At 63.6% G+C, this 20,335-nt stretch carries 20 protein-coding genes; 9 read left to right on the top strand and 11 right to left on the bottom strand.

Translation table 11 applies throughout. The annotated features are described in order from the left end of the window. Positions 1–20: 20 nt before the first annotated feature. Together rpsF and NCT32_RS06565 are read right to left on the bottom strand one after the other, a co-directional pair. Positions 21–392 carry a 30S ribosomal protein S6 gene (gene rpsF, locus NCT32_RS06570; RefSeq protein ID WP_061117413.1) on the bottom strand — a complete coding sequence of 124 codons (372 nt, stop codon included), beginning with the start codon at positions 390–392 and terminating at the stop codon, positions 21–23. A 128-nt stretch (positions 393–520) separates the two neighbouring features. Then, the gene (locus tag NCT32_RS06565) at positions 521–1,474 is read right to left on the bottom strand and encodes a LysR family transcriptional regulator (protein WP_061117414.1); all 954 of its coding nucleotides are present in this window, start codon (positions 1,472–1,474) and stop codon (positions 521–523) included. 171 nt (positions 1,475–1,645) lie between these two features. Here NCT32_RS06565 and gcl point away from each other — a divergent pair, with 171 nt between their 5' ends. The 4 genes from gcl (at position 1,646) to lysM (ending at position 6,027) form a co-directional block, all read left to right on the top strand. Then, positions 1,646–3,421 carry a glyoxylate carboligase gene (gene gcl / locus NCT32_RS06560; RefSeq protein WP_061117415.1) on the top strand — a complete coding sequence of 592 codons (1,776 nt, stop codon included), beginning with the start codon at positions 1,646–1,648 and terminating at the stop codon, positions 3,419–3,421. 71 nt (positions 3,422–3,492) lie between these two features. Then, complete coding sequence (gene hyi / locus NCT32_RS06555) at positions 3,493–4,293, top strand: hydroxypyruvate isomerase (protein WP_061117416.1); 801 nt, start codon at positions 3,493–3,495, stop codon at positions 4,291–4,293. 27 nt (positions 4,294–4,320) lie between these two features. Continuing rightward, positions 4,321–5,229, top strand: a complete 909-nt coding sequence (locus tag NCT32_RS06550; RefSeq protein ID WP_061117417.1) for a 2-hydroxy-3-oxopropionate reductase — start codon at positions 4,321–4,323, stop codon at positions 5,227–5,229. A gap of 303 nt (positions 5,230–5,532) precedes the next feature. Continuing rightward, complete coding sequence (gene lysM / locus NCT32_RS06545; RefSeq protein ID WP_061117418.1) at positions 5,533–6,027, top strand: peptidoglycan-binding protein LysM; 495 nt, start codon at positions 5,533–5,535, stop codon at positions 6,025–6,027. Positions 6,028–6,106: 79 nt separating this feature from the next. Here the strand turns inward: lysM and NCT32_RS06540 are convergent, their stop codons facing one another. The 6 genes from NCT32_RS06540 to NCT32_RS06515 form a co-directional block, all read right to left on the bottom strand. Further along, positions 6,107–7,099, bottom strand: coding sequence for an asparaginase (locus NCT32_RS06540; RefSeq protein ID WP_086960875.1), 993 nt, complete (start codon positions 7,097–7,099; stop codon positions 6,107–6,109). Between the two features lie 31 nt (positions 7,100–7,130). Then, positions 7,131–8,057, bottom strand: coding sequence for a CysB family HTH-type transcriptional regulator (locus NCT32_RS06535; protein ID WP_061117420.1), 927 nt, complete (start codon positions 8,055–8,057; stop codon positions 7,131–7,133). A 34-nt stretch (positions 8,058–8,091) separates the two neighbouring features. After that, positions 8,092–9,162, bottom strand: a complete 1,071-nt coding sequence (locus tag NCT32_RS06530) for a sulfate/molybdate ABC transporter ATP-binding protein (RefSeq protein WP_061117421.1) — start codon at positions 9,160–9,162, stop codon at positions 8,092–8,094. Positions 9,163–9,178: 16 nt separating this feature from the next. Further along, positions 9,179–10,087 (bottom strand): sulfate ABC transporter permease subunit CysW, encoded by a 909-nt coding sequence (cysW, locus tag NCT32_RS06525; protein WP_061117422.1) that lies wholly within the window; start codon positions 10,085–10,087, stop codon positions 9,179–9,181. Next, a complete protein-coding gene (gene cysT / locus NCT32_RS06520; protein WP_061117423.1) occupies positions 10,084–10,989 on the bottom strand; it encodes a sulfate ABC transporter permease subunit CysT in 906 nt (301 codons plus the stop codon). Before cysT ends, cysW begins: the two co-directional genes overlap by 4 nt. A 91-nt stretch (positions 10,990–11,080) precedes the next feature. Further along, the gene (locus tag NCT32_RS06515) at positions 11,081–12,115 is read right to left on the bottom strand and encodes a sulfate ABC transporter substrate-binding protein (protein ID WP_061117424.1); all 1,035 of its coding nucleotides are present in this window, start codon (positions 12,113–12,115) and stop codon (positions 11,081–11,083) included. Between the two features lie 258 nt (positions 12,116–12,373). On the opposite strand from NCT32_RS06515, the gene lexA reads away from it, so the two are divergent. The 3 genes from lexA to NCT32_RS06500 all read left to right on the top strand — a co-directional run bounded on the left by lexA (position 12,374) and on the right by NCT32_RS06500 (position 14,281). After that, entirely contained in the window at positions 12,374–13,051 is a 678-nt protein-coding gene (gene lexA, locus NCT32_RS06510; RefSeq protein ID WP_061117425.1) for a transcriptional repressor LexA, read from the top strand. A 206-nt stretch (positions 13,052–13,257) separates the two neighbouring features. Beyond that, positions 13,258–13,584: a hypothetical protein gene (locus tag NCT32_RS06505; RefSeq protein ID WP_061117426.1), complete on the top strand. Its 327-nt coding sequence runs from the start codon at positions 13,258–13,260 to the stop codon at positions 13,582–13,584. 100 nt (positions 13,585–13,684) lie between these two features. Next, entirely contained in the window at positions 13,685–14,281 is a 597-nt protein-coding gene (locus tag NCT32_RS06500) for a DUF2939 domain-containing protein (protein WP_061117427.1), read from the top strand. Positions 14,282–14,298: 17 nt separating this feature from the next. Here NCT32_RS06500 and NCT32_RS06495 read toward each other — a convergent pair whose 3' ends face one another. Next, positions 14,299–14,808 carry a universal stress protein gene (locus tag NCT32_RS06495; RefSeq protein WP_061117618.1) on the bottom strand — a complete coding sequence of 170 codons (510 nt, stop codon included), beginning with the start codon at positions 14,806–14,808 and terminating at the stop codon, positions 14,299–14,301. A gap of 331 nt (positions 14,809–15,139) precedes the next feature. Here NCT32_RS06495 and nodI point away from each other — a divergent pair, with 331 nt between their 5' ends. Continuing rightward, a complete protein-coding gene (gene nodI / locus NCT32_RS06490) occupies positions 15,140–16,102 on the top strand; it encodes a nodulation factor ABC transporter ATP-binding protein NodI (protein ID WP_061117428.1) in 963 nt (320 codons plus the stop codon). Positions 16,103–16,106: 4 nt separating this feature from the next. Then, positions 16,107–16,967: an ABC transporter permease gene (locus NCT32_RS06485; protein WP_284508491.1), complete on the top strand. Its 861-nt coding sequence runs from the start codon at positions 16,107–16,109 to the stop codon at positions 16,965–16,967. Between the two features lie 58 nt (positions 16,968–17,025). On the opposite strand, the gene gnd is transcribed toward NCT32_RS06485, so the two are convergent. After that, positions 17,026–18,006 (bottom strand): phosphogluconate dehydrogenase (NAD(+)-dependent, decarboxylating), encoded by a 981-nt coding sequence (gene gnd / locus NCT32_RS06480; RefSeq protein ID WP_061117429.1) that lies wholly within the window; start codon positions 18,004–18,006, stop codon positions 17,026–17,028. A gap of 6 nt (positions 18,007–18,012) precedes the next feature. Beyond that, positions 18,013–20,106, bottom strand: a complete 2,094-nt coding sequence (gene tkt / locus NCT32_RS06475; RefSeq protein WP_061117620.1) for a transketolase — start codon at positions 20,104–20,106, stop codon at positions 18,013–18,015. Positions 20,107–20,335 lie beyond the last annotated feature (229 nt).

The following is a 20,335-nucleotide window of genomic DNA, read 5'->3' as shown; positions in this document are numbered from 1 at the left end:
TTGACAGTTCGAAACTGTCCTTAAGCCTGCGCTTCGGACGGCTGGCTGGCCGCCTTCTTGGCTTCTTCGCGCTGCACTTCCTTCATCATCGGCGACGGGCCGGTTTCGGCCTTCTTCATCTTGACGATGAGGTGACGCAGAACGGCGTCGTTGAACTTGAACGCGTGTTCCAGTTCTTCGAGCGTAGCCTGGTCGCATTCGATGTTCATGCAGACGTAGTGAGCCTTCGCGAGTTTCTCGATCATGTAGGCCAGTTGGCGACGGCCCCAGTCCTCGATGCGGTGGATCTGGCCACCGTGCGACGTGATCGTGCTCTTGTAACGCTCGATCATCGCGGGCACTTGCTCGCTCTGATCGGGATGCACGATAAAGACGATTTCGTAATGACGCATGTTCACTCCTTGTAGCTACTTGTGGATTGAAGCCACCCGGGCGTCGGACCGGTGTGGCAAGTGAGAAGCCCGAAACTATAGCGCGAATCGGCTGGGCCGGCAAGTCAAATCGTCGGCTTTTCAAGCAGTTAGCGGCTGTGCTCGTGCGGCGGATGCGATTCGCCGGGAAGCGTCAGCGGACGGCTCCAGTAACCGGGCTGCGCATAGATTTCCTTAAGATAATCAATGAAATACCGCACGCGCGCCGGTACGTAGCGCTGTTGCGGATAGACCGCGAGGATGTCGTAGTCGGGCAGTTCGAATTCGTCGAGGACGGTTTCGAGTTCGCCCGACTCCAGTTGCCGCTGGATCTCCCAAGTCGAGCGCCAGCCGAGCCCCAGCCCTTCCGACGCCCAGCGGTGCAGCAACTCGCCGTCGTTGCAATCGAGGTTTCCGGTGACGCGAACCGTCACGACCTTGCCGCTACGCCGGAAATACCAGCCGCGGTTCTGTCCCCCCTGCAGATTGAACGCAAGGCAATTGTGATTCGGCAGGTCTTCGAGCGCTTTCGGCCGGCCGTGCTTCCTGAAGTAGGCAGGCGTGCCGCACACGACGCGCCGGTTGCTTGCGAGCTTGACGGCGACGAAATTCGGGTCGACCGCCCCGCCGATGCGAATCGACAGGTCATAGCCCTCGCGCACCAGATCGACGACGCGGTCGGTCAGATTGAACGACATCTGCAATTCGGGCTTGTCAGCGACGAACGCGGGCGCGTGCGGCGCGACGTGCATGCGCCCGAACGCCGCCGGCGCCGACACGATCAGATGTCCGCCCACCGCGCGCCGTCCCGCCGCGAGTTCGTTCTCTGCCTGATCCCATTCCGACAGCAGATTTTTGCAGCGGTCCAGAAACGCCGCGCCCTCTTCGCTCACGACGAGCCGCCTCGTCGAGCGATACATCAGCTTCACGCCGAGGCGCTTTTCGAGCGCGTCGATGCGCCTTCCGAGAATCACCGGCGACACGCCCTCCTCCAGCGCCGCCGCGGCCAGGCTGCCGGCTTCGGCCACGCGCACAAAGGTTTCTATCTGCTTGAAGCGGTCCATCTCTCGTCTCCAGCCGCCATATCGAGCGGAACGGACATTCGATACTTTTTGTTTGGGAAAAAGCGACTCCGGCTGATCTTATCAAACCTTTTTCACAGACTTAAAGTGCAACGGAACCCTGCTTGAATGCAGACAGCCATTTCGGATAGAGACCCCAGGAAGGAGACAACCATGCCCAAGATGAGAGCCGTCGACGCAGCCGTCCTCGTGCTGGAAAAAGAAGGAATCGACACCGCGTTCGGCGTGCCGGGCGCCGCCATCAACCCCTTCTACTCGGCGATGAAGAAGTCGGGCAGCATCAGCCACGTGCTCGCGCGCCACGTCGAGGGCGCCTCGCACATGGCCGAAGGTTATACCCGGGCCGCGCCCGGCAACATCGGCGTTTGCATCGGCACGTCGGGTCCGGCGGGCACGGACATGATCACGGGCCTCTACTCGGCCCAGGCGGATTCGATCCCCATTCTCGCCATCACCGGCCAGGCGCCGCGTGCGCGTCTGTACAAGGAAGACTTCCAGGCCGTCGACATCGAATCGATCGCCAAGCCGGTCACGAAGTGGGCCGTCACCGTGCGCGAGCCGGCGCTCGTGCCGCGCGTGTTCCAGCAGGCCTTCCATCTGATGCGCTCGGGCCGTCCGGGTCCGGTGCTGGTCGACCTGCCGATCGACGTGCAGCTCGCCGAGATCGAATTCGACATCGACACGTATGAGCCGCTGCCGGTCTACAAGCCGAAGGCAACGCGCGCGCAGATCGAAAAAGCGCTGACGATGCTCAACGACGCCGAAAAGCCGTTAATCGTCTCCGGCGGCGGCGTGCTGAATGCAGCGGCCGAAGATCTGCTCGTGCAGTTCGCCGAAACGCTCGGCGTGCCCGTCATTCCGACGCTCATGTCCTGGGGCGCGATTCCGGACGATCACCCGCTGATGGCCGGCATGGTCGGCCTGCAGACGTCGCACCGCTACGGTAACGCGACGATGCTCGCCTCCGACTTCGTGCTCGGCATCGGCAACCGCTGGGCGAACCGCCATACCGGCAGCGTCGAGGTTTACACCAAGGGCCGTAAGTTCGTGCACGTGGATATCGAGCCGACGCAGATCGGCCGCGTGTTCGGACCGGACCTCGGCATCGTGTCGGATGCGAAGGCCGCGCTCGAACTGTTCGTCGAAGTGGCGAAGGAATGGAAGGCCGCCGGCAAGCTGAAGGACCGCCGCGCGTGGGTCGCCGACTGCCAGCAGCGCAAGCGCACGATGCTGCGCAAGACGCACTTCGACAACGTCCCGATGAAGCCGCAGCGCGTCTACGAAGAGATGAATCTCGCGTTCGACCGCGACACCTGCTTCGTCACGACGATCGGTCTGTCGCAGATCGCGGGCGCGCAGTTCCTGCACGTCTTCAAGGCGCGTAACTGGATCAACTGCGGCCAGGCCGGCCCGCTCGGCTGGACGATTCCCGCTGCGCTCGGCGTGCGTGCCGCGGACCCGCAACGCAAGATCGTCGCGCTCTCGGGCGACTACGACTTCCAGTTCATGATCGAAGAGCTCGCGGTCGGCGCGCAATTCAAGCTGCCGTACGTGCACGTGGTCGTGAACAACTCGTACCTCGGCCTGATCCGTCAGGCCCAGCGCGGCTTCGACATGGACTATTGCGTGCAGCTCGCGTTCGACAATATCAATGCGCCTGAGCTCGAAGGCTATGGCGTGGATCACGTCGCGGTCGCCGAAGGTCTCGGCTGCAAGGCGCTGCGCGTGCACAAGCCGGAAGACATCGCACCGGCGCTCAAGCAGGCGCAGGCGCTGGCTGCCGAACATCAGGTGCCGGTCGTCGTCGAGATGATTCTCGAGCGCGTGACGAACATCGCGATGGGCACCGAGATCGACGCGATCAACGAGTTCGAGGAGCTCGCCGCGAGCAAGGTCGATGCACCGACCGCAATCACGCCGCTCGACTGAGTATCGCCGCCGCGTGTCGAACGACCGGACCGCGCGGCGCACATCCACTGACCGACCATCAGGACAAAATAATGCCGAAATTTGCTGCGAACCTGACCATGCTGTTCAACGAAGTCCCGTTCCTCGACCGCTTTGCCGCGGCGGCGAACGCGGGCTTCAAGGCGGTCGAGTTCCTGTTCCCTTACGCGTTCTCGATCAGCGACATCCAGAGGCGCCTGAAGGACAACGACCTGCAGATCGTGCTGCACAACCTGCCCGCGGGCAACTGGGAAGCGGGCGAGCGCGGTATCGCCTGCCTGCCGGATCGCGTCGCGGAGTTCCGCGAAGGCGTGCCGCGCGCGATCGAATATGCCAAGGCGCTGAACGTGCCGCAACTGAATTGCCTCGTCGGCATTCCGACGGCGGGCGTCTCGGCGGAACAGGCGCGCACGACGATCATCGAGAATCTGCGTTTTGCGGCAGACGCCCTGAAGAAGGAAGGCATCAGGCTGCTGGTCGAGCCGTGCAACGCGTACGACATTCCGGGCTTCGCGCTCAACCGTTCGAAAGAAGGACTGGATGTGATCCGCGCGGTCGGCTCGGACAATCTGTTCCTGCAGTACGACATCTATCACATGCAGCGCATGGAAGGCGAACTCGCGGCGACGATCACGAAGAACCTGCCGCAGATCGCGCATATCCAGCTCGCCGACAACCCCGGCCGCAACGAGCCGGGCACGGGCGAAATCAACTACGCGTATCTGTTCGGCCTGCTCGACGAGATTGGTTATCAAGGCTGGATCGGCTGCGAGTACAAGCCGCTCAACGGCACCGAAGCGGGCCTCGGCTGGCTGCAAAGCATCGGCGGCGTGAAAGCCACCGCTGCCGCTTAAATCTGACACACAGGAGGAGCTGGAAGCATGGCAACCATCGGTTTCATCGGTCTCGGCATCATGGGCGCGCACATGGCGCGCAATCTCATCAAGGGCGGTCACAAGCTCGTCGTGAACGGCAAGTATCCGGTGCCGGACGATATCCGCGCGCAGACGCAGGTCGTCGCGGATTCCACCGCGGTCGCGCAGGAAAGCGAGATCGTCATCACGATGGTGCCCGACACGCCCGATGTCGCCAATGTGCTGTTCGCCGATGACGGCGTCGCGAAGGGTCTCACGAAGGGCAAGCTCGTGATCGACATGAGCTCGATCGCCCCGCTCGACACGCAGGAGTTCGCGAAGAAGATCAACGCGCTCGGCTGCGACTATCTCGACGCGCCGGTGTCCGGCGGCGAAGTCGGCGCGCGTGAAGCGACGCTCACGATCATGGTCGGCGGTCCCGAGAAGTCGTTCGAGATCGCAAAGCCTTTGTTCGAACTGATGGGCAAGAACATCTCGCTCATCGGCGACAACGGTGCGGGTCAGACGTGCAAGGTCGCGAACCAGATCATCGTCGCGCTGAACATCGAGGCGGTCGCGGAAGCGCTGCTGTTCGCCGCACGTTCGGGCGCCGATCCGGAGCGCGTGCGTAAAGCACTGATGGGCGGTTTCGCATCGTCGCGCATCCTCGAAGTGCATGGCGAGCGCATGACGAAACGCACGTTCAATCCGGGCTTTCGTATCGAGCTGCATCAAAAGGATTTGAACCTCGCGCTCGACGGCGCGCGCAAGATGGGCCTCGCCCTGCCCCACACGGCGAGCGCGCAGCAATTGTTCAGCGTATGCGCCGCGAACGGCGGAAAGGCGTGGGATCACTCGGCGCTCGTGCGAGCACTCGAAATCATGTCGAACTTCCAGGTGGCCGAAGAGCCGCAGCAGGCCAAGGCTGCTGCGTGATTCGTATCGCCTGAACCGTGGGGCGTCCCGCGTATGGGCACGCGGGACAAATGTCGCTCTGGGCTGAGGGCGGCAAAGTGGGGTCCGAGAGCGGCACCCGGCGGTGCGCCGGGTAAGCCTTGGTCGGTCAGACGGTTTGTCGTCGGGTGTCCGCGTCGGATTGTTGCAGTCTGTGTCTTACTGCTGAAGCATGAGCGGTGTACAAATCCTTTTGTGAAAACTCAGAACTATCTGGTGGTCATCGCGACTAATCTGCCTAGACTTCGCGAGCCGTAACACCACTGTTAATCAAGGAGTTGAACAATGGGAATCCTCAGCTTTATCAAGGAAGCAGGTGAGAAGCTCTTCGGCGCAGTCTCGTCGAAGGCTGAAGCGGCGCCGGCCGCGGCGCCTGTCGATGTCGCGGCGCTGAATCAGAAAGCGGGCGAAGCCATCGCGACGTACATCCGTTCGCAGGGTCTCAATGCGGACAATCTGGATGTGAAGTATGACGGCGCGTCGCATACCGTGACCGTGTCGGGCCAGGCGCCGGATCAGGCGACGAAGGAAAAGATTCTCGTCGCGGCGGGCAATGTGCAGCACGTCGACAAGGTCGATGACCAGTTGACCGTGCCCAGTAGCGAGCCCGAGTCGCAGTATTACACCGTCGTGTCGGGCGACAATCTTTGGAAGATCGCCGAGAAATACTATGGCAACGGCTCGAAGAACGATGTGATCTTCGAAGCGAATAAGCCGATGTTGAAGAGTCCGGACAAGATTTATCCAGGGCAGGTGCTGCGTATTCCGGCGGCGAACTGATTTTTCTTGGTTTCGACGATTCGAACGCGGACTTCGGTTCGCGTTTTTTTGTCTTGCAATCAATCAAACAAACTAAAAACTAGTAAGCATCGAAAACGCGCTGCAGGTCTCCGACCCCCGAAGCCAGAGCAAGCATCAACAACACCCGCGCCTTATAGGCATTAAGCGTCCCCGCACTGACGCTCCCGAGCGCGTCATCATTCGCGGCGCCGTTGCGCATCACATGCCCCGACCCCACGCGCGACGCGCGCACCACCGCGACGCCCTGCCTTACCGCATCGGCGAGCGCCTGCGTGAGCGTCGCATGCATCGAGCCGTTGCCCGTGCCCGCGACGACGATCCCGCGCACACCCGCCGCCACGAGGGCATCGACCATCACGCGCGATGCATCCGCGTAACTCGCGACGATCTCGACCATCGGCCATTCATCGGTCACGGAAAACTCGCTGGCAGCGGTATGCGGCCGCACGACCGTACGCTGAAACTCGACGCGCCCGTCCTGCACGAAGCCGAGCACGCCGGTCTCGGGCGAACGGAACGCATCGACCGCGTAGGTGCTCGTCTTGGTGACATCGCGTGCGCAGTGGATCTGATTATTGAATGCGACGAGCACGCCCTTGCCCGCCGCGTCCTTCGAGGCCGCGACCGTCACCGCGTTCAGCAGATTGAGCGGGCCATCGGCGGACAGCGCGGTCGATGGACGCATCGCCGCCGTCAGCACGACAGGCTTCGCGTGCTTCACGGTGAGATGCAGCAGATACGCGGTTTCTTCGAGCGTATCGGTGCCATGCGTGACGACGACGCCATCGATATCGTCCTGCGCGAGCAGTTCATTGACGCGCGAGGCGAGCGCGGTCCACAGCGCAACGCTCATGTCCTTGCTGTCGATGCTCGCGATCTGCTCGGCGTGAATGCGCGCGACTGTACCTAGCGCGGGCACGGCATCGAGCAATTTGTCGACGCCGACGACGCCCGCCTTGTAGCCCGCCGTCTTCGATGCATCACCGGCGGACCCGGCGATGGTGCCGCCCGTTGCCAGCACGGCGATGCGAGGGAGAGAGGAAGTATTCATGCCGGCGATTGTAAATCAGCCGGCATGTGAATCACGCCGTTTCGCGAAGCTGGGCCGCGATCTGCGCTTCTTCGAGTTGCGGCGCGAACATCTCGATCAATCGATACGCGTACGCCCGCAGGAACGCGCCCTTTCTCAGCCCGACGCGCGTCGTGCTGGCCTCGAAAAGATGCTGCGTGTCGAGCGCGACGAGCTCGGTGTCCCGCTTCGCGTCGTAGGCCATCGCCGCGACAATGCCGATGCCCATGCCCAGCTCGACATACGTCTTGATGACGTCGGCATCGATCGCGGTCAGCACGATATCGGGAATCGCGCCCGCGCTCGCGAACGCCTGATCGACGTGCGAGCGGCCGGTGAAGTCCTGGTCGTAGGTGACGATCGGATATTCGGCGATCTGCTCGAGCGTGATGTTCTCGCGGCCGACGAGCGGATGATCCTTCGGCACGACGACCGTGTGATGCCACGAATAGCACGGAAACGTGACGATGTCCGGGTAACGGTCGAGCGCTTCGGTCGAGATGCCGATATCCGCCTCGCCATTGATGATCATCTGCGCGATCTGCTGCGGGCTGCCCTGGCGCAGCGCGAGATGCACCTTGGGGAACACTTCCGTGAACTGGCGGATGACCTTCGGCAGCGCGTAACGCGCCTGCGTGTGGGTCGTCGCGACGACCAGGTGGCCGTTGTCCTGATCCGCGAACTGGCGCGCGACGCGCCGCAGGTTCTCGGCGTCGAGCAGCATGCGCTCGATCAGCTGATGCACCTCCTTGCCCGGCTCGGTGAGTCCCGTGAGACGTTTGCCGCGTCGAATGAAGATATCGACGCCGAGCTCGTCCTCGAGATCCTTGATCTGTTTCGACACGCCGGATTGCGACGTGTAGAGCACGTTGGCGACCTCCGTCAGATTCATGTTCTGACGCACGGCCTCGCGCACGAAGCGCAGTTGCTGAAAATTCATGTGAACCTCTCCGCGATCCTTTTATGTCGTTATGTCATTGCGCCGGCGATGGCGCCGGAAAGACCCGCAGCGCGCGTGGCACGGCCGTCACGCCATCGCCGATATCGAGCTTGAGCGCGCGCCATGCCTCCCGATCCAGCTCCGCCTCGATCACGCTGCCCGCGCTGCCTTCGAGCTCGACGCGCACCGAGCCGCCCAGCGTCACGACGCGCCGCACGCCGACCACGATGCCATCGCGATGCGCGCCGTCGGCGGGATACAGTGCGAGATCATGCGGGCGCACATACGCAAGCGCCCGGCCGCTGAAATGCGCCTGTGTGGCGATCGGGCTCGCGGCGCCATCGGCGACGAAGCCGTTCGCATCGACATTGCCCTGCAGCCGGTTCGCCGCGCCGAGAAACTCGTACACGAACGACGTCTGCGGATGATCGTACACGTCCTGCGGGCTACCTACCTGCTCCACCCGCCCATGATTCATCACGACGATGCGGTCCGCCACTTCGAGCGCCTCTTCCTGGTCATGCGTGACGAAGAGTGTCGAGATATGCAGATCGTCGTGCAGGCGGCGCAACCAGCTGCGCAGTTCCTTGCGCACTTTCGCGTCGAGCGCGCCGAACGGCTCGTCGAGCAGGAGCACTTTCGGCTCGACGGCGAGCGCGCGTGCGAGCGCGATGCGCTGCCGCTGTCCGCCCGACAGCTCGGAGGGAAAACGTTCGGCGAGCCAGTCGAGCTGCACGAGCTTCAGCAGTTCATGCACTTTCTCGCGGATCGCGGCTTCGCTCGGACGCTCGCGGCGCGGCTTCACACGCAGGCCGAACGCGACGTTCTCGAACACCGTCATGTGCCTGAAGAGCGCGTAATGCTGGAACACGAAGCCGACTTGCCGCTCGCGCGCGCCGACTGCCGCGACGTCCTCTCCATGCAGCACGACTTGTCCCGCATCGGCGAATTCGAGGCCTGCGATGACCCGCAGCAGCGTGGTCTTGCCGCAGCCGGAAGGCCCGAGCAGCGCGACCAGTTCGCCTGCCGGAAAATCCAGCGTGACGTTGTCGAGCGCGGTGAAATCGCCGAAGCGTTTTTGCAGATTGCGAACGATGATGCTCATGATGTTGTCGGCCTCTTCAATGCTGGGCGGGTTTCCGGGCTTCGCTGACGGCTTGCGACATGCGCCGCTCCGCCAGGAGCTTGAGCGCGAGCGTGACGAGCGCGAGCAGCGCGAGCAGCGACGCCACCGCGAACGCGGCCGAGAAGTTGTATTCGTTATAGAGAATTTCGACGTGCAGCGGCATCGTGTCGGTCTGGCCGCGGATGTGGCCCGACACGACCGATACCGCGCCGAACTCGCCCATCGCGCGGGCGTTGCAGAGGATCACGCCGTAGAGCAGGCCCCACTTCACGTTGGGCAGCGTCACGCGCCTGAAGATCTGCCAGCCCGATGCACCGAGCACGTGCGCCGCTTCCTCTTCGTCGTTGCCCTGCGCCTGCATCAGCGGAATCAGCTCGCGGGCGACGAACGGGAACGTCACGAAGATGGTCGCGAGCACGATGCCCGGCACCGCGAAGATGATCTGCACGTCATGCGCGGCGAGCCACGGGCCGAACCAGCCCTGCGCGCCGAAGATCAGTACGTAAATGAGACCCGAGATCACCGGCGAGACCGAGAACGGCAAATCGATGAGCGTGGTCAAGAGCGCCTTGCCGCGGAAGTCGAACTTCGCGATCGCCCACGACGCCGCCAGTCCGAACACGACATTCAGCGGCACGGCGATCGCCGCGGTGACCAGCGTGAGCTTGATCGCGGACCACGCATCGGGATCCTTCAGCGACTCGAAGTAATAGTCGATGCCTTTCGCGAATGCCTGCACGAACACCGCGACGAGCGGGACGACGAGAAAGAGCGCAAGAAACACGAGCGCGATGCCCGTGAGCAGCCAGCGCACGGCACGCGGCTCGGTGACGGGGTTGAGGCTGTGCTTGCGCACGCGCACGGGTGCGTGCACCGGAAGCGCCTTGCTATCGGGCGTGCTCATGCGTGACCTCCGCCCGGATGTCCGACGTGCAGCGAAGGGCCGGCCGCGACGGCAGGCGCCGCGCCCGTCCTGCTCGTGCGCCGCTGCAGGAACCACTGCAGCGTATTGATGAAGAGCAGCATCAGGAACGACACGCACAGCATCACGACGGCGAGCGCGGTCGCGCCGGCATAGTCGTACTGTTCGAGCTTCGTGATGATGAGCAGCGACGTGATCTCGGATTTCATCGGCACATTGCCCGCGATGAAGATCACCGAGCCGTACTCGCCGAGTGCGCGCGCGAACGCGAGCGCGAAACCCGTCAGTAGCGCGGGAAAGACCGAAGGCAGCACGACGCGGCGAAACGTCAGCCAGCGCGTTGCGCCAAGGCACGCGGCGGCCTCTTCCTGCTCCCGTTCGAATTCTTCCAGCACGGGCTGAACCGTGCGCACGACGAAAGGCAAGCCGATGAACGTCAGCGCGACGAGCACGCCCAGCGGCGTGAAGGCGACCTTGATGCCGAGCGGCGCGAGATATTGCCCGATCCAGCCGTTGCCCGCATAGACCGCGGCAAGCGAGATGCCCGCGACGGAAGTCGGCAGCGCAAACGGCAGATCGACGATCGCATCGACGATGCGCTTGAACGGAAACGTGTAGCGCACAAGCACCCACGCGACGAGAAAGCCGAACACCGCGTTGATGAGTGCGCCGCCGAGCGCCGCGCTGAACGTGAGCCGATACGACGCGAGCACGCGCGGCGAGGTCACCGCGCGTACAAACTGCGCCCAGTCGAGCGTCGCCGTCTTCGCGAAGGTGGCGGCGAGCGGAATCAGCACCACGAGGCTCAAGTACGCCACCGTGATGCCGAGCGTCAGGCCGAACCCGGGAAGCGCGCTCGGCTTCTTGAATGTGAGGGTCGTCATCCTTGATTGATCCTTTTTTGCGCCGGGGTGAGGCGCGTTGCTGCTTCGGGCGCGCGGCGTCATGGATGCGCCGCGTCGCCCGCTTCTTCTGTTACTGCGGTTGATAGATCGAATCGAACACGCCGCCGTCCGCGAAATGCGTCTTCTGCGCCTTGGTCCAGCCGCCGAACGTGTCGTCGATGGTGTAGAGCTTCAGCTTCGGAAACTGCTTGGTGAGTTCGGCGGGCACCTTGTCCGAGCGCGGCCGATAAAAGTTGCGTGCGGCGATCTGCTGTCCTTCGTCGCTATACAGGTACTTGAGATAGGCATCGGCGAGCTTGCGCGTGCCGTGCTTGTCGACGACCTTGTCGACCACCGCGACCGGCGGTTCCGCGAGGATGCTCACCGTCGGCACGACGATCTCGAACTTGTCGGTGCCGAACTCTTTCACCGAAAGGAACGCTTCGTTTTCCCACGCGATCAGCACGTCGCCCTGGCCGCGCTGCACGAAGCTCGTCGTGGCGCCGCGCGCGCCGGAATCGAGCACGCCGGCATTCTTATAGAGCTTCGTCACGAAATCTTTCGCGGTCTGCTCGTTGCCGCCCGGCTTGTGCTGCGCATACGCCCACGCCGCGAGGTAATTCCAGCGCGCGCCGCCCGAGGTCTTGGGGTTCGGCGTGACGATCGACACGCCGGGCTTCGTCAGATCGTCCCAGTCCTTGATGTGCTTCGGATTGCCTTTGCGCACGAGGAACACGATCGTCGACGTGTACGGCGACGCGTTGTCCGGCAGGCGCTTTTGCCAATCCGCGCCGACGAGTCCCTTGGAGGCGAGCGCATCGATGTCGTAAGCGAGCGCGAGCGTGACGACGTCGGCCTGCAGACCGTCGAGCACCGCGCGAGCCTGTCCGCCCGAGCCGCCGTGCGATTGCTTGAAGGTCACCGTCTCGCCGGTATCGGCCTTCCACTTTTTCGCGAACGCCTGATTGAAGTCCTGATACAGCTCGCGGGTCGGGTCGTATGAGACGTTCAGAAACGACGTCTGCGCGAAGGCCGACGCGGCCATCCCAACGCCCGCCGCCGTCAGCGCCGCCGCCGCGAGCAGGCGCCGCGCGCCTTTGCCCAATCCCAGTCTGATGCTTTGCATTCCCCGTTCTCCGTCTTATCGAATTGACGGAATCAGTCTATCGAGGCGTCTATATGATTAGAAATAATCGTTATTCACTTTTTTATACGTAAAACTGCTAAGAACGATATTCCTGGATGGAAAAAGCGATCGCGGCCGCGAAGCGTGCGCGCGGCAGCCGCAGACGGGCGAACTTAAAGTAAAGCTTGAAAAGCGCGAAATACTGTATAAAAATACAGTCACCTGTCCATCCATACAGTGCACCAAGGGCCCGAGCCAGTGACCAAGACATCAAAACTTACCGCGCGGCAGCAGCAGGTGTTCGAACTGATCCAGCGCGCGATCGACCGCACGGGCTTTCCGCCGACGCGCGCCGAGATTGCGGCGGAACTCGGCTTCAGCTCGGCGAATTCCGCAGAGGAGCACTTGCGGGCGCTGGCGCGCAAGGGCGTGATCGAACTCGCGGCGGGCTCGTCGCGCGGCATCAGGCTGCTCGGCGATGCCTCGCGCTCCGATCGTTCGGAGGACATGCCCCATCAATTCACGCTGCCGCATCAGAGCATCATGCAGCTGTCGCTGCCGCTCGTCGGGCGTGTCGCGGCCGGAAGTCCGATCCTCGCGCAGGAACACATCTCGCAGCATTACGCCTGCGACCCCGCGCTCTTTTCCAGCCGGCCGGACTATCTGCTGAAAGTGCGCGGCCTCTCGATGCGCGACGCCGGCATCCTCGACGGCGACTTGCTGGCCGTGCAGAAGCGCACCGAAGCGAAAGACGGACAGATCGTGGTCGCGCGTCTCGGCGACGACGTGACGGTCAAACGCTGGAAACGCCGTCCGGACGGCGTCGAGCTCATCGCCGAAAACCCGGATTACGAGAATATTTTCGTGCGCTCCGGCAGCAGCGATTTCGCGCTGGAAGGCATCGCGGTCGGGCTGATTCGTTCAGGCGAGTTCTGAGGTCTCCGCGCGACATGGGCGGGAAGCGAAAGTCGGAGGCAAATCATTCGCTCACTTTCGCAACGGGACAAGAAATGTCTCATTGACATCGCAAGATAGCCTCACCAACCGCTTTCGACGTTCAGTCGAGCCGGTTCAAACATAACAAGCATGACGGCCGCCGTGCGCGGTGCGCCGCGGTGCGTCCTATCGTCTGGAGAGTCATCATGGAACGTTTTGCCCGGCTGCTGCCCTTCCGTCAATTCGGCCGCCTGCGCCATCTGCGCGCGCTGATCGCCTGCGGCATGCCGCGCGCCGAAACTACGTCGGATCTCTTCGACGAAATGCCCGCGCTGCCGTCCCAGCAGCCGGCTTTCGCGCGCGTGTCGTTGAACAGCACAGTGCATGCGGAGCCGGAACAGCGCGCGCCGGTGCGTGTCTATCGCGGCCAGTCACGCGTGATTCTGGTAGGCAAGATCGACGAAGTGTCGCGCATGATCGACCGTTGCATCGCGGAGGAAAACGCAGGGCTCACCGGCGGCATCCTCGCCTGAAACGAGGCGCACCGCCCGCAGAATGTGAATCAACGGGATTTATCACGCGCCTGCGAGGTCAATTTCAGATTCACGTTTTGCAGAGAGGCTTCGCCGTCGCATGTCCCGCACTAGCCGCTCCGTCGCCGCCGCAGTCCTCGTCCTGATTCTCGCCGCGGCGCTCGCTTTTATCTATGCGTCGCCTTACATCGCGCTGAACCGCGTAAAACGCGCAGCCGATGCGCGCGATGCGCAGACCGTCAACGAGTACGTCGATTTTCCCGCGCTGCGCGCGAGCCTCAAGGAGCAGGTCGGCGCGCTGCTCACGCGCCGCGTCGATATACAAAAGAGCAATCCGCTCGCGATCATCGGGGCGATGATCGGCGCAGCGCTCGTCGGTCCTCTGGTGGACTCCTATGCGACACCGGACGGCGTCGCGGCGATTCTGAACGGCATTCCGCCGCGCGGCGATCCGGGCGAGCAGCCGCCGCCGGCCGGGAGCGGCTCATCGGCGGCGCACCCGGACGCGCCGGCCCCCGGCGTCACGACCGCGCAGCAGGCACCGAAGGTGCCGCCCCAGACCACGGCCGGTTATCGAAGCCTGAACACGTTCGTCGTCACGTATCAGCACGGCGCCGGAGATGCGCGTTACTCGGCGATCTTCCATCGCTACGGCCTCGTGACATGGAAGCTCGTCGCGGTCGATCTCAACGGGTGACGCGTCGAACGTCCTCTTCAGGCGCCGGCTTCGGCCTTGACCGGTTTCGCGGCGTAGGCCGCTTCGTCTTCGGCCTCCGCCGATTCACCGGCCTGACAGACGGCTACAAGAATGCTGCACTTCACGCGGTCGAGCAACGGAGTGTTGCCCGCGCCCATCCACCAGCGCGCGAGACCGTTGCGGCAGCGATGCCCCACCACGACGAGATCGACCTGAAGGCTTTCCGCAAGCGCGGCGATTTCGTCGATCGGGTGCCCGAACGCGAAGTGTCCCTGCGCCTGAAGACCCCGCTCGCGCAGCCAGTCGACGCCTTCCTGCAAAATGTCGCGCGCGGCCTCCTCGAAGCGTCCGCAGGCCATATCGGTTAGCAGTCCGGCGCTCTGCGCAATGCTCGATCGCATGTCCACCACCGCGAGGACGTGCGTCTCGGCATTCAGGTCCAGCGCGAGATTCGCGCCTTGCCGCAATGCCTTGCGACCCTCTCTGGAACCGTCATAGCAGAGCAGGATTTTTCGGTAGCTTTCCATCATGACCTCCCTGGCCAACTTGCCCTTCGCGCCCGCTCGATGCGACCACAGCGCGATTTACCCGCGGCGTTGCTTCATCATCGTGTGTCGCCACATGGGTGGCAACGCTGGAAAACGCTTACCGGCGCGAACATGCTAGCTCGCACCGTGCCAGAACTCTGAACACGCCAACGGACAAGCCTCTGGCACTTTCGGCCGGAACCGGTTCAACGCTCACCGCACAGGTTTGAAACGCGCCCGCCGCACGCGGTTGCACGCCAGGCATCGCCTTGGTGCAATGGATTACACTAGCCCGCTGGATTTCCCCACGCGGTTTTCCCGGCACGAATGCATGACTGATCAAACATTGCAACAGCGCACTGCACGCGGGTCCGATGAAAGCGGCGCGCCCGCCATCGAGTTCAGCGAAGTAAGGAAGCACTACGGTGAACGCACCGTCGTCGATGGTCTCTCGTTCGATGTGCGGCCCGGCGAATGTTTCGGACTGCTCGGCCCGAACGGCGCGGGCAAGACGACGACGCTCAAGATGCTGCTCGGCATCACCTTCCCCGATAGCGGCGCGATTCGTCTCGTCGGCGAGCCGGTCCCCGCGCGCGCCCGGTTCGCGAGAGAACGCGTGGGCGTCGTGCCGCAGTTCGACAACCTCGACCCCGATTTCACGGTGCGCGAAAATCTGACTGTCTTCGGCCGCTACTTTGGTCTGACCGGCGCGCGCATGGATGCGCTCGTGCCTTCGCTGCTCGAATTCGCGCGTCTGGAGAGCAAGGCGAATGCGCGCGTCGGCGAATTGTCGGGCGGCATGAAGCGGCGTCTCACGCTCGCGCGCGCGCTCGTCAACGATCCCGATGTCCTCGTGATGGATGAACCAACGACCGGACTCGATCCGCAAGCGCGGCATCTCATCTGGGAGCGCCTGCGCTCGCTGCTCACGCGCGGCAAGACCATCCTTCTGACGACGCATTTCATGGAAGAAGCCGAACGTCTGTGCGACCGCGTCTGCGTGATCGAGGAAGGCCGCAAGATTGCCGAAGGACGTCCGCACGATCTCATCGAATCGGTGATCGGCTCGGATGTCATCGAGATTTACGGGCCCGATCCGCAGGCGCTCGCGACGGAACTCGAGCCGTTCGTCGAGCGCATGGAAGTGAGCGGCGAAACGCTCTTTTGCTACGTGGACGATCCGCAGCCCGTGCATGCGCGCGTGAAAGGCCGCGCGGACGTGCGCTATCTGCATCGTCCGGCGAATCTCGAAGATGTTTTCCTGCGTCTCACGGGACGGGAAATGGTGGACTGACTCAATGGATACGCTCGAACCATCCCGCATCGACAAGAACAAGAAACGCGAGCGGGCGCAGCCGAAACACGCGCAAAGCGTGACGCCGCTAGCCAGCGCGCTGCCCGCCAATGCAACGCACTGGATGTCGGTCTGGCGGCGCAACTATCTCGTCTGGAAGAAGCTCGCGATTGCCTCGATGATCGGCAATCTCGCCGACCCCATGATCTATCTCTTCGGCCTGGGACTGGGTCTCGGGCTGATGGTCGGGCATGTCGACGGCGTGTCGTACATCGCGTTTCTCGCGGCGGGCACGGCGGCATCGAGCGTGATGATGTCCGCGAGCTTCGAGGCGATGTACTCGGGCTTCTCGCGCATGCACGTTCAGCGCACGTGGGAAGCCATCATGCATACGCCGCTCACACTCGGCGACATCGTGCTCGGTGAGATCGTATGGGCCGCGAGCAAGTCGGTGCTCTCTGGCGTGGCGATCATGATCGTCGCGGGCGTGCTCGGCTATGCGAGCTTTCCGTCGATGCTGATCGCGCTGCCCGTCATCGCGCTGACGGGACTCGCCTTCGCCAGCACCGCGATGGTCATCACCGCGCTCGCGCCGAGCTACGACTTCTTCATGTTCTATCAGACGCTCGCGCTCACGCCGATGCTCTTGCTCTCCGGCGTGTTCTTTCCGATCGCGCAACTGCCCGCGCTCGCTCAGCACGTCACGCAGGTACTGCCGCTCTTTCACGCGGTCGAACTGATCCGCCCCGCGATGCTCGGCCGCCCGTTCGACGGCGCAGCCCTCCATGTGCTCGTGCTGTTCGCGTATGCGCTCGTGCCGTTCTTCCTGTGCGCATGGCTCTTCCGGCGGCGCATGATGAAATGAAAAACGGCGATGGACCGCTCAAGTCCATCGCCGTATTTACACCGTCGACGAAGCAACGCTACTTCGCGGGAAACTCGTGATGTCCGCCGAAGCCGAAGCGCATTGCCGAAAGCATGCGTTCGGGGAACGATTCGGCATCGCGCGAACGGAAGCGCGTGTAAAGCGCCGCCGACAGCACCTGCGCGGGCACCGCTTCCTCGATCGCCGCCTCGATCGTCCAGCGCCCTTCGCCGCTGTCCGCGACTTCCGCCGAGAAGCGCTCGAGCGTGCCGTCGCTGGCGAGCGCGCCCGCGGTCAGATCGAGCAGCCATGACGACACCACGCTGCCGCGCCGCCATACTTCGGCGATATCCGCGAGATCGAGCGTATAGCGTTCGCCTTCCGCGAGGTCCTTCGACTCCTTGTGCCTCAGGATGTGAAAGCCTTCGGCATACGCCTGCATCAGACCGTACTCGATGCCGTTGTGGACCATCTTCACGAAGTGCCCCGAACCGACCGGTCCGCAATGCATGTAGCCATTCTCGACGCGCGGATCGCGCCCTTCGCGGCCGGGGGTCTCGGGGATGTCGCCGCGTCCCGGCGCGAGTGTCGCGAGAATCGGATCGATCCGGCGCACGACCGCCTCATCGCCGCCGATCATCATGCAGTAGCCGCGCTCCAGTCCCCAGATGCCGCCCGACGTGCCGACATCGACGTAATGGATGCCCTGCTCGCGCAACTGCGCGGCGCGGCGGATATCGTCTTTATAGAAGCTGTTGCCGCCGTCGATGATCACGTCGTCCGCGCCGAGAATCTTGTGCAGATCGTTGAGCGTGTCTTCGGTGATCTTCCCCGCGGGCAGCATCAGCCAGACGACGCGCGGCGCGGCCAGCTTCGCGACGAGATCGCCCAGGTCCTTCGCGCCCGTCGCGCCGTCGCTTGCGAGCGCTTCGGTCGCTTGCGGATTGTGATCGTACGCGACGCAGGCATGCCCGCCGCGCATCAGCCGCCGCCCGATGTTGCCGCCCATGCGCCCCAGTCCCACGATGCCGATCTGCATGATGATTCACTCCTTGCCGTTGGATTTCACGCGTTCGATCTGCTTCTTCGCGGCTTCGTAGACCGCTTCCGGCGTGAAGCCGAACTTGCTCTTCAACGCCTTCAACGGCGCCGATGCGCCGAATGTGTGCATCACGATCTGGGTTCCCAGCCGGCCGACATAGCGATCCCAGCCGAGCGTCGCGGCCTGCTCGACGCAGACGCGCGCATTCACGTCCGGCGGCAGCACCGAGTCCTTGTACGCCGTATCCTGCTTCTCGAAGATGTCCCACGACGGCATGGACACGACGCGCGCCGCGATGCCTTCGGCCTTCAGTTTTTCGTAGGCCTCGACGCACAGCGACACTTCACTGCCGGTCGCGAGCAGGAGAACCTCGGGCTTCTTGCCGCCTTCGGCATCGGCGAGCACATACGCGCCATGCTTCACGCCATCGGCCGATGCGTACTTCTTGCGATCGAAAGTCGGCAGCGCCTGGCGCGTGAGCACGATGCAGGACGGCTCCTTCGAATGCGACAGCGCGACGCGCCACACTTCGCTCACCTCGTTCGCATCGGCGGGGCGCATTGTGCAGAGGCCCGGCACGCCGCGCAGGGAGGCCAGCTGCTCGATCGGCTGGTGCGTCGGACCATCTTCGCCGACGCCGATCGAATCGTGCGTGAACACGTAGATCACCGGCACTTCCATGATCGCCGAGAGGCGGATCGGCGGCTTCATGTAGTCGCTGAAGATCAGGAACGTCGATCCATACGGACGCAATCCGGAGAGCGCCAGGCCATTGCAGACCGCGCCCATGCCGTGCTCGCGAATGCCGAAGTGCAGATTGCGTCCGCCGTAGCTGTCGTGCTCGAAGCTGCCCGCGCCCTCGAACTTGAGATTCGTCTTCGTCGATGGCGAGAGATCCGCCGCGCCGCCGATGAGCCAGGGAAGACGCGGCGCGATGGCGTTCAGCACCTTGCCCGACGAATCGCGCGTGGCGATACCTTTTGCGTCGGGCTCGAAGGTCGGAATATCGGCGTCCCAGTTGTCGGGAAGCTTCGATCCGAGCATCAGCCACGCTTCTTTCGCGAGTTCGGGATTGGCCTTCTCGTAGGCGTCGAAACGCTGCTTCCACTCGGCATGCAGCTTCTTGCCGCGCGCGCCCATGCCGTCGGCGATGTGCTGCATCACACCATCGGGTACATAGAACTGCTTGTCCTCCGGCCAGCCATAGAACTTCTTCGCGAGCTTCACCTCTTCCTCGCCGAGCGCCTCGCCGTGCGCGCTCGCCGTGTCCTGCTTGTTAGGCGCGCCCCAGCCGATGATGCTCTTCACGACGATCAGCGTCGGCTTGTCCGTGTGCGACTTCGCCTTGTTGATGGCATCTTCGAGCGCCTGCGCGTCGTTGGCGTCGTCGACGTGCAGCGTGTGCCAGTTGTAGCCGTGAAAGCGCGCTTCGACGTCGTCGCTATACGCGAGATCCGTATGGCCTTCGATGGTGATGCGGTTGCTGTCGTAGATCCAGATGAGGTTCGAAAGCCGCAGATGCCCCGCGAGCGACGCGGCTTCGTGCGACACGCCTTCCATCATGTCGCCGTCGCCGCACAGCGCGTAGACGCGGTAGTCGAAGATCGTGTCCTCGCCCTTGTTGAAGTGGGCTTCCTTCCAGCGCGCGGCCATCGCCATGCCGACGCTGTTGCCGAGACCCTGCCCGAGCGGGCCGGTCGTGGTTTCGACGCCGGTCGTCATGCGGTATTCCGGGTGACCCGGCGTCTTGCTGTCGAGCTGGCGGAAATGCTCGATGTCGTCGAGCGACACGGCGGGCTTGCCGGTCGGCTTGCCCTCATCGTCGACTTCCTTCACGCCCGCCAGATGCAGCAGTGAGTAAAGCAGCATCGACGCATGGCCGACCGACAGCACGAAGCGGTCGCGATTCGGCCAGAGCGGCGCGTCGGGGTCGTAACGAAGATGGTTCTGCCAGAGATGGAACGCGACGGGCGCGAGCGCCATCGGCGTGCCGGGGTGGCCGGAATTGGCCTTTTGCACGGCGTCCATCGAGAGGGTACGGATGGTGTCGATCGCGAGGCGATCGAGATCTTTGGCCTGAGGTGTTGCTTGAGACATGAGCGACGACTCCTTTGCGAAGAGCGCGCTGTGGCGAAAGGCGCCGCAGCGGGCAACCAGGACCATCGAGCAAGTGTAGTGCCTTGAAACCGGCACCGCACCGCGAATGTTGCGAGGGGTGCGCCGGGGGGGGGGGGGGGGGGGGGGGGGGGGGGGGGGGGGGGGGGGGGGGGGGCGGGGGGGGGGGGGGGGGGGGGGGGGGGGGGGGGGCGGGGGGGGGGGGGGGGGG

This window comes from Caballeronia sp. INML2 (assembly GCF_023631365.1).
GTDB classification, from domain to species: Bacteria; Pseudomonadota; Gammaproteobacteria; order Burkholderiales; family Burkholderiaceae; genus Caballeronia; species Caballeronia turbans.
The sequence above is the reverse complement of the archived record's forward strand: the minus strand, read 5'-3'. Positions and strand labels throughout refer to the sequence as shown.

Coding starts and splice junctions, on each gene's coding strand:
- rpsF (WP_061117413.1), bottom strand. CDS start 392: ATGCGTCATTACGAAATCGTCTTTATCGTGCATCCCGATCAGAGCGAG.
- NCT32_RS06565 (WP_061117414.1), bottom strand. CDS start 1,474: ATGGACCGCTTCAAGCAGATAGAAACCTTTGTGCGCGTGGCCGAAGCC.
- gcl (WP_061117415.1), top strand. CDS start 1,646: ATGCCCAAGATGAGAGCCGTCGACGCAGCCGTCCTCGTGCTGGAAAAA.
- hyi (WP_061117416.1), top strand. CDS start 3,493: ATGCCGAAATTTGCTGCGAACCTGACCATGCTGTTCAACGAAGTCCCG.
- NCT32_RS06550 (WP_061117417.1), top strand. CDS start 4,321: ATGGCAACCATCGGTTTCATCGGTCTCGGCATCATGGGCGCGCACATG.
- lysM (WP_061117418.1), top strand. CDS start 5,533: ATGGGAATCCTCAGCTTTATCAAGGAAGCAGGTGAGAAGCTCTTCGGC.
- NCT32_RS06540 (WP_086960875.1), bottom strand. CDS start 7,099: ATGAATACTTCCTCTCTCCCTCGCATCGCCGTGCTGGCAACGGGCGGC.
- NCT32_RS06535 (WP_061117420.1), bottom strand. CDS start 8,057: ATGAATTTTCAGCAACTGCGCTTCGTGCGCGAGGCCGTGCGTCAGAAC.
- NCT32_RS06530 (WP_061117421.1), bottom strand. CDS start 9,162: ATGAGCATCATCGTTCGCAATCTGCAAAAACGCTTCGGCGATTTCACC.
- cysW (WP_061117422.1), bottom strand. CDS start 10,087: ATGAGCACGCCCGATAGCAAGGCGCTTCCGGTGCACGCACCCGTGCGC.
- cysT (WP_061117423.1), bottom strand. CDS start 10,989: ATGACGACCCTCACATTCAAGAAGCCGAGCGCGCTTCCCGGGTTCGGC.
- NCT32_RS06515 (WP_061117424.1), bottom strand. CDS start 12,115: ATGCAAAGCATCAGACTGGGATTGGGCAAAGGCGCGCGGCGCCTGCTC.
- NCT32_RS06505 (WP_061117426.1), top strand. CDS start 13,258: ATGGAACGTTTTGCCCGGCTGCTGCCCTTCCGTCAATTCGGCCGCCTG.
- NCT32_RS06500 (WP_061117427.1), top strand. CDS start 13,685: ATGTCCCGCACTAGCCGCTCCGTCGCCGCCGCAGTCCTCGTCCTGATT.
- NCT32_RS06495 (WP_061117618.1), bottom strand. CDS start 14,808: ATGGAAAGCTACCGAAAAATCCTGCTCTGCTATGACGGTTCCAGAGAG.
- nodI (WP_061117428.1), top strand. CDS start 15,140: ATGACTGATCAAACATTGCAACAGCGCACTGCACGCGGGTCCGATGAA.
- NCT32_RS06485 (WP_284508491.1), top strand. CDS start 16,107: ATGGATACGCTCGAACCATCCCGCATCGACAAGAACAAGAAACGCGAG.
- gnd (WP_061117429.1), bottom strand. CDS start 18,006: ATGCAGATCGGCATCGTGGGACTGGGGCGCATGGGCGGCAACATCGGG.
- tkt (WP_061117620.1), bottom strand. CDS start 20,106: ATGTCTCAAGCAACACCTCAGGCCAAAGATCTCGATCGCCTCGCGATC.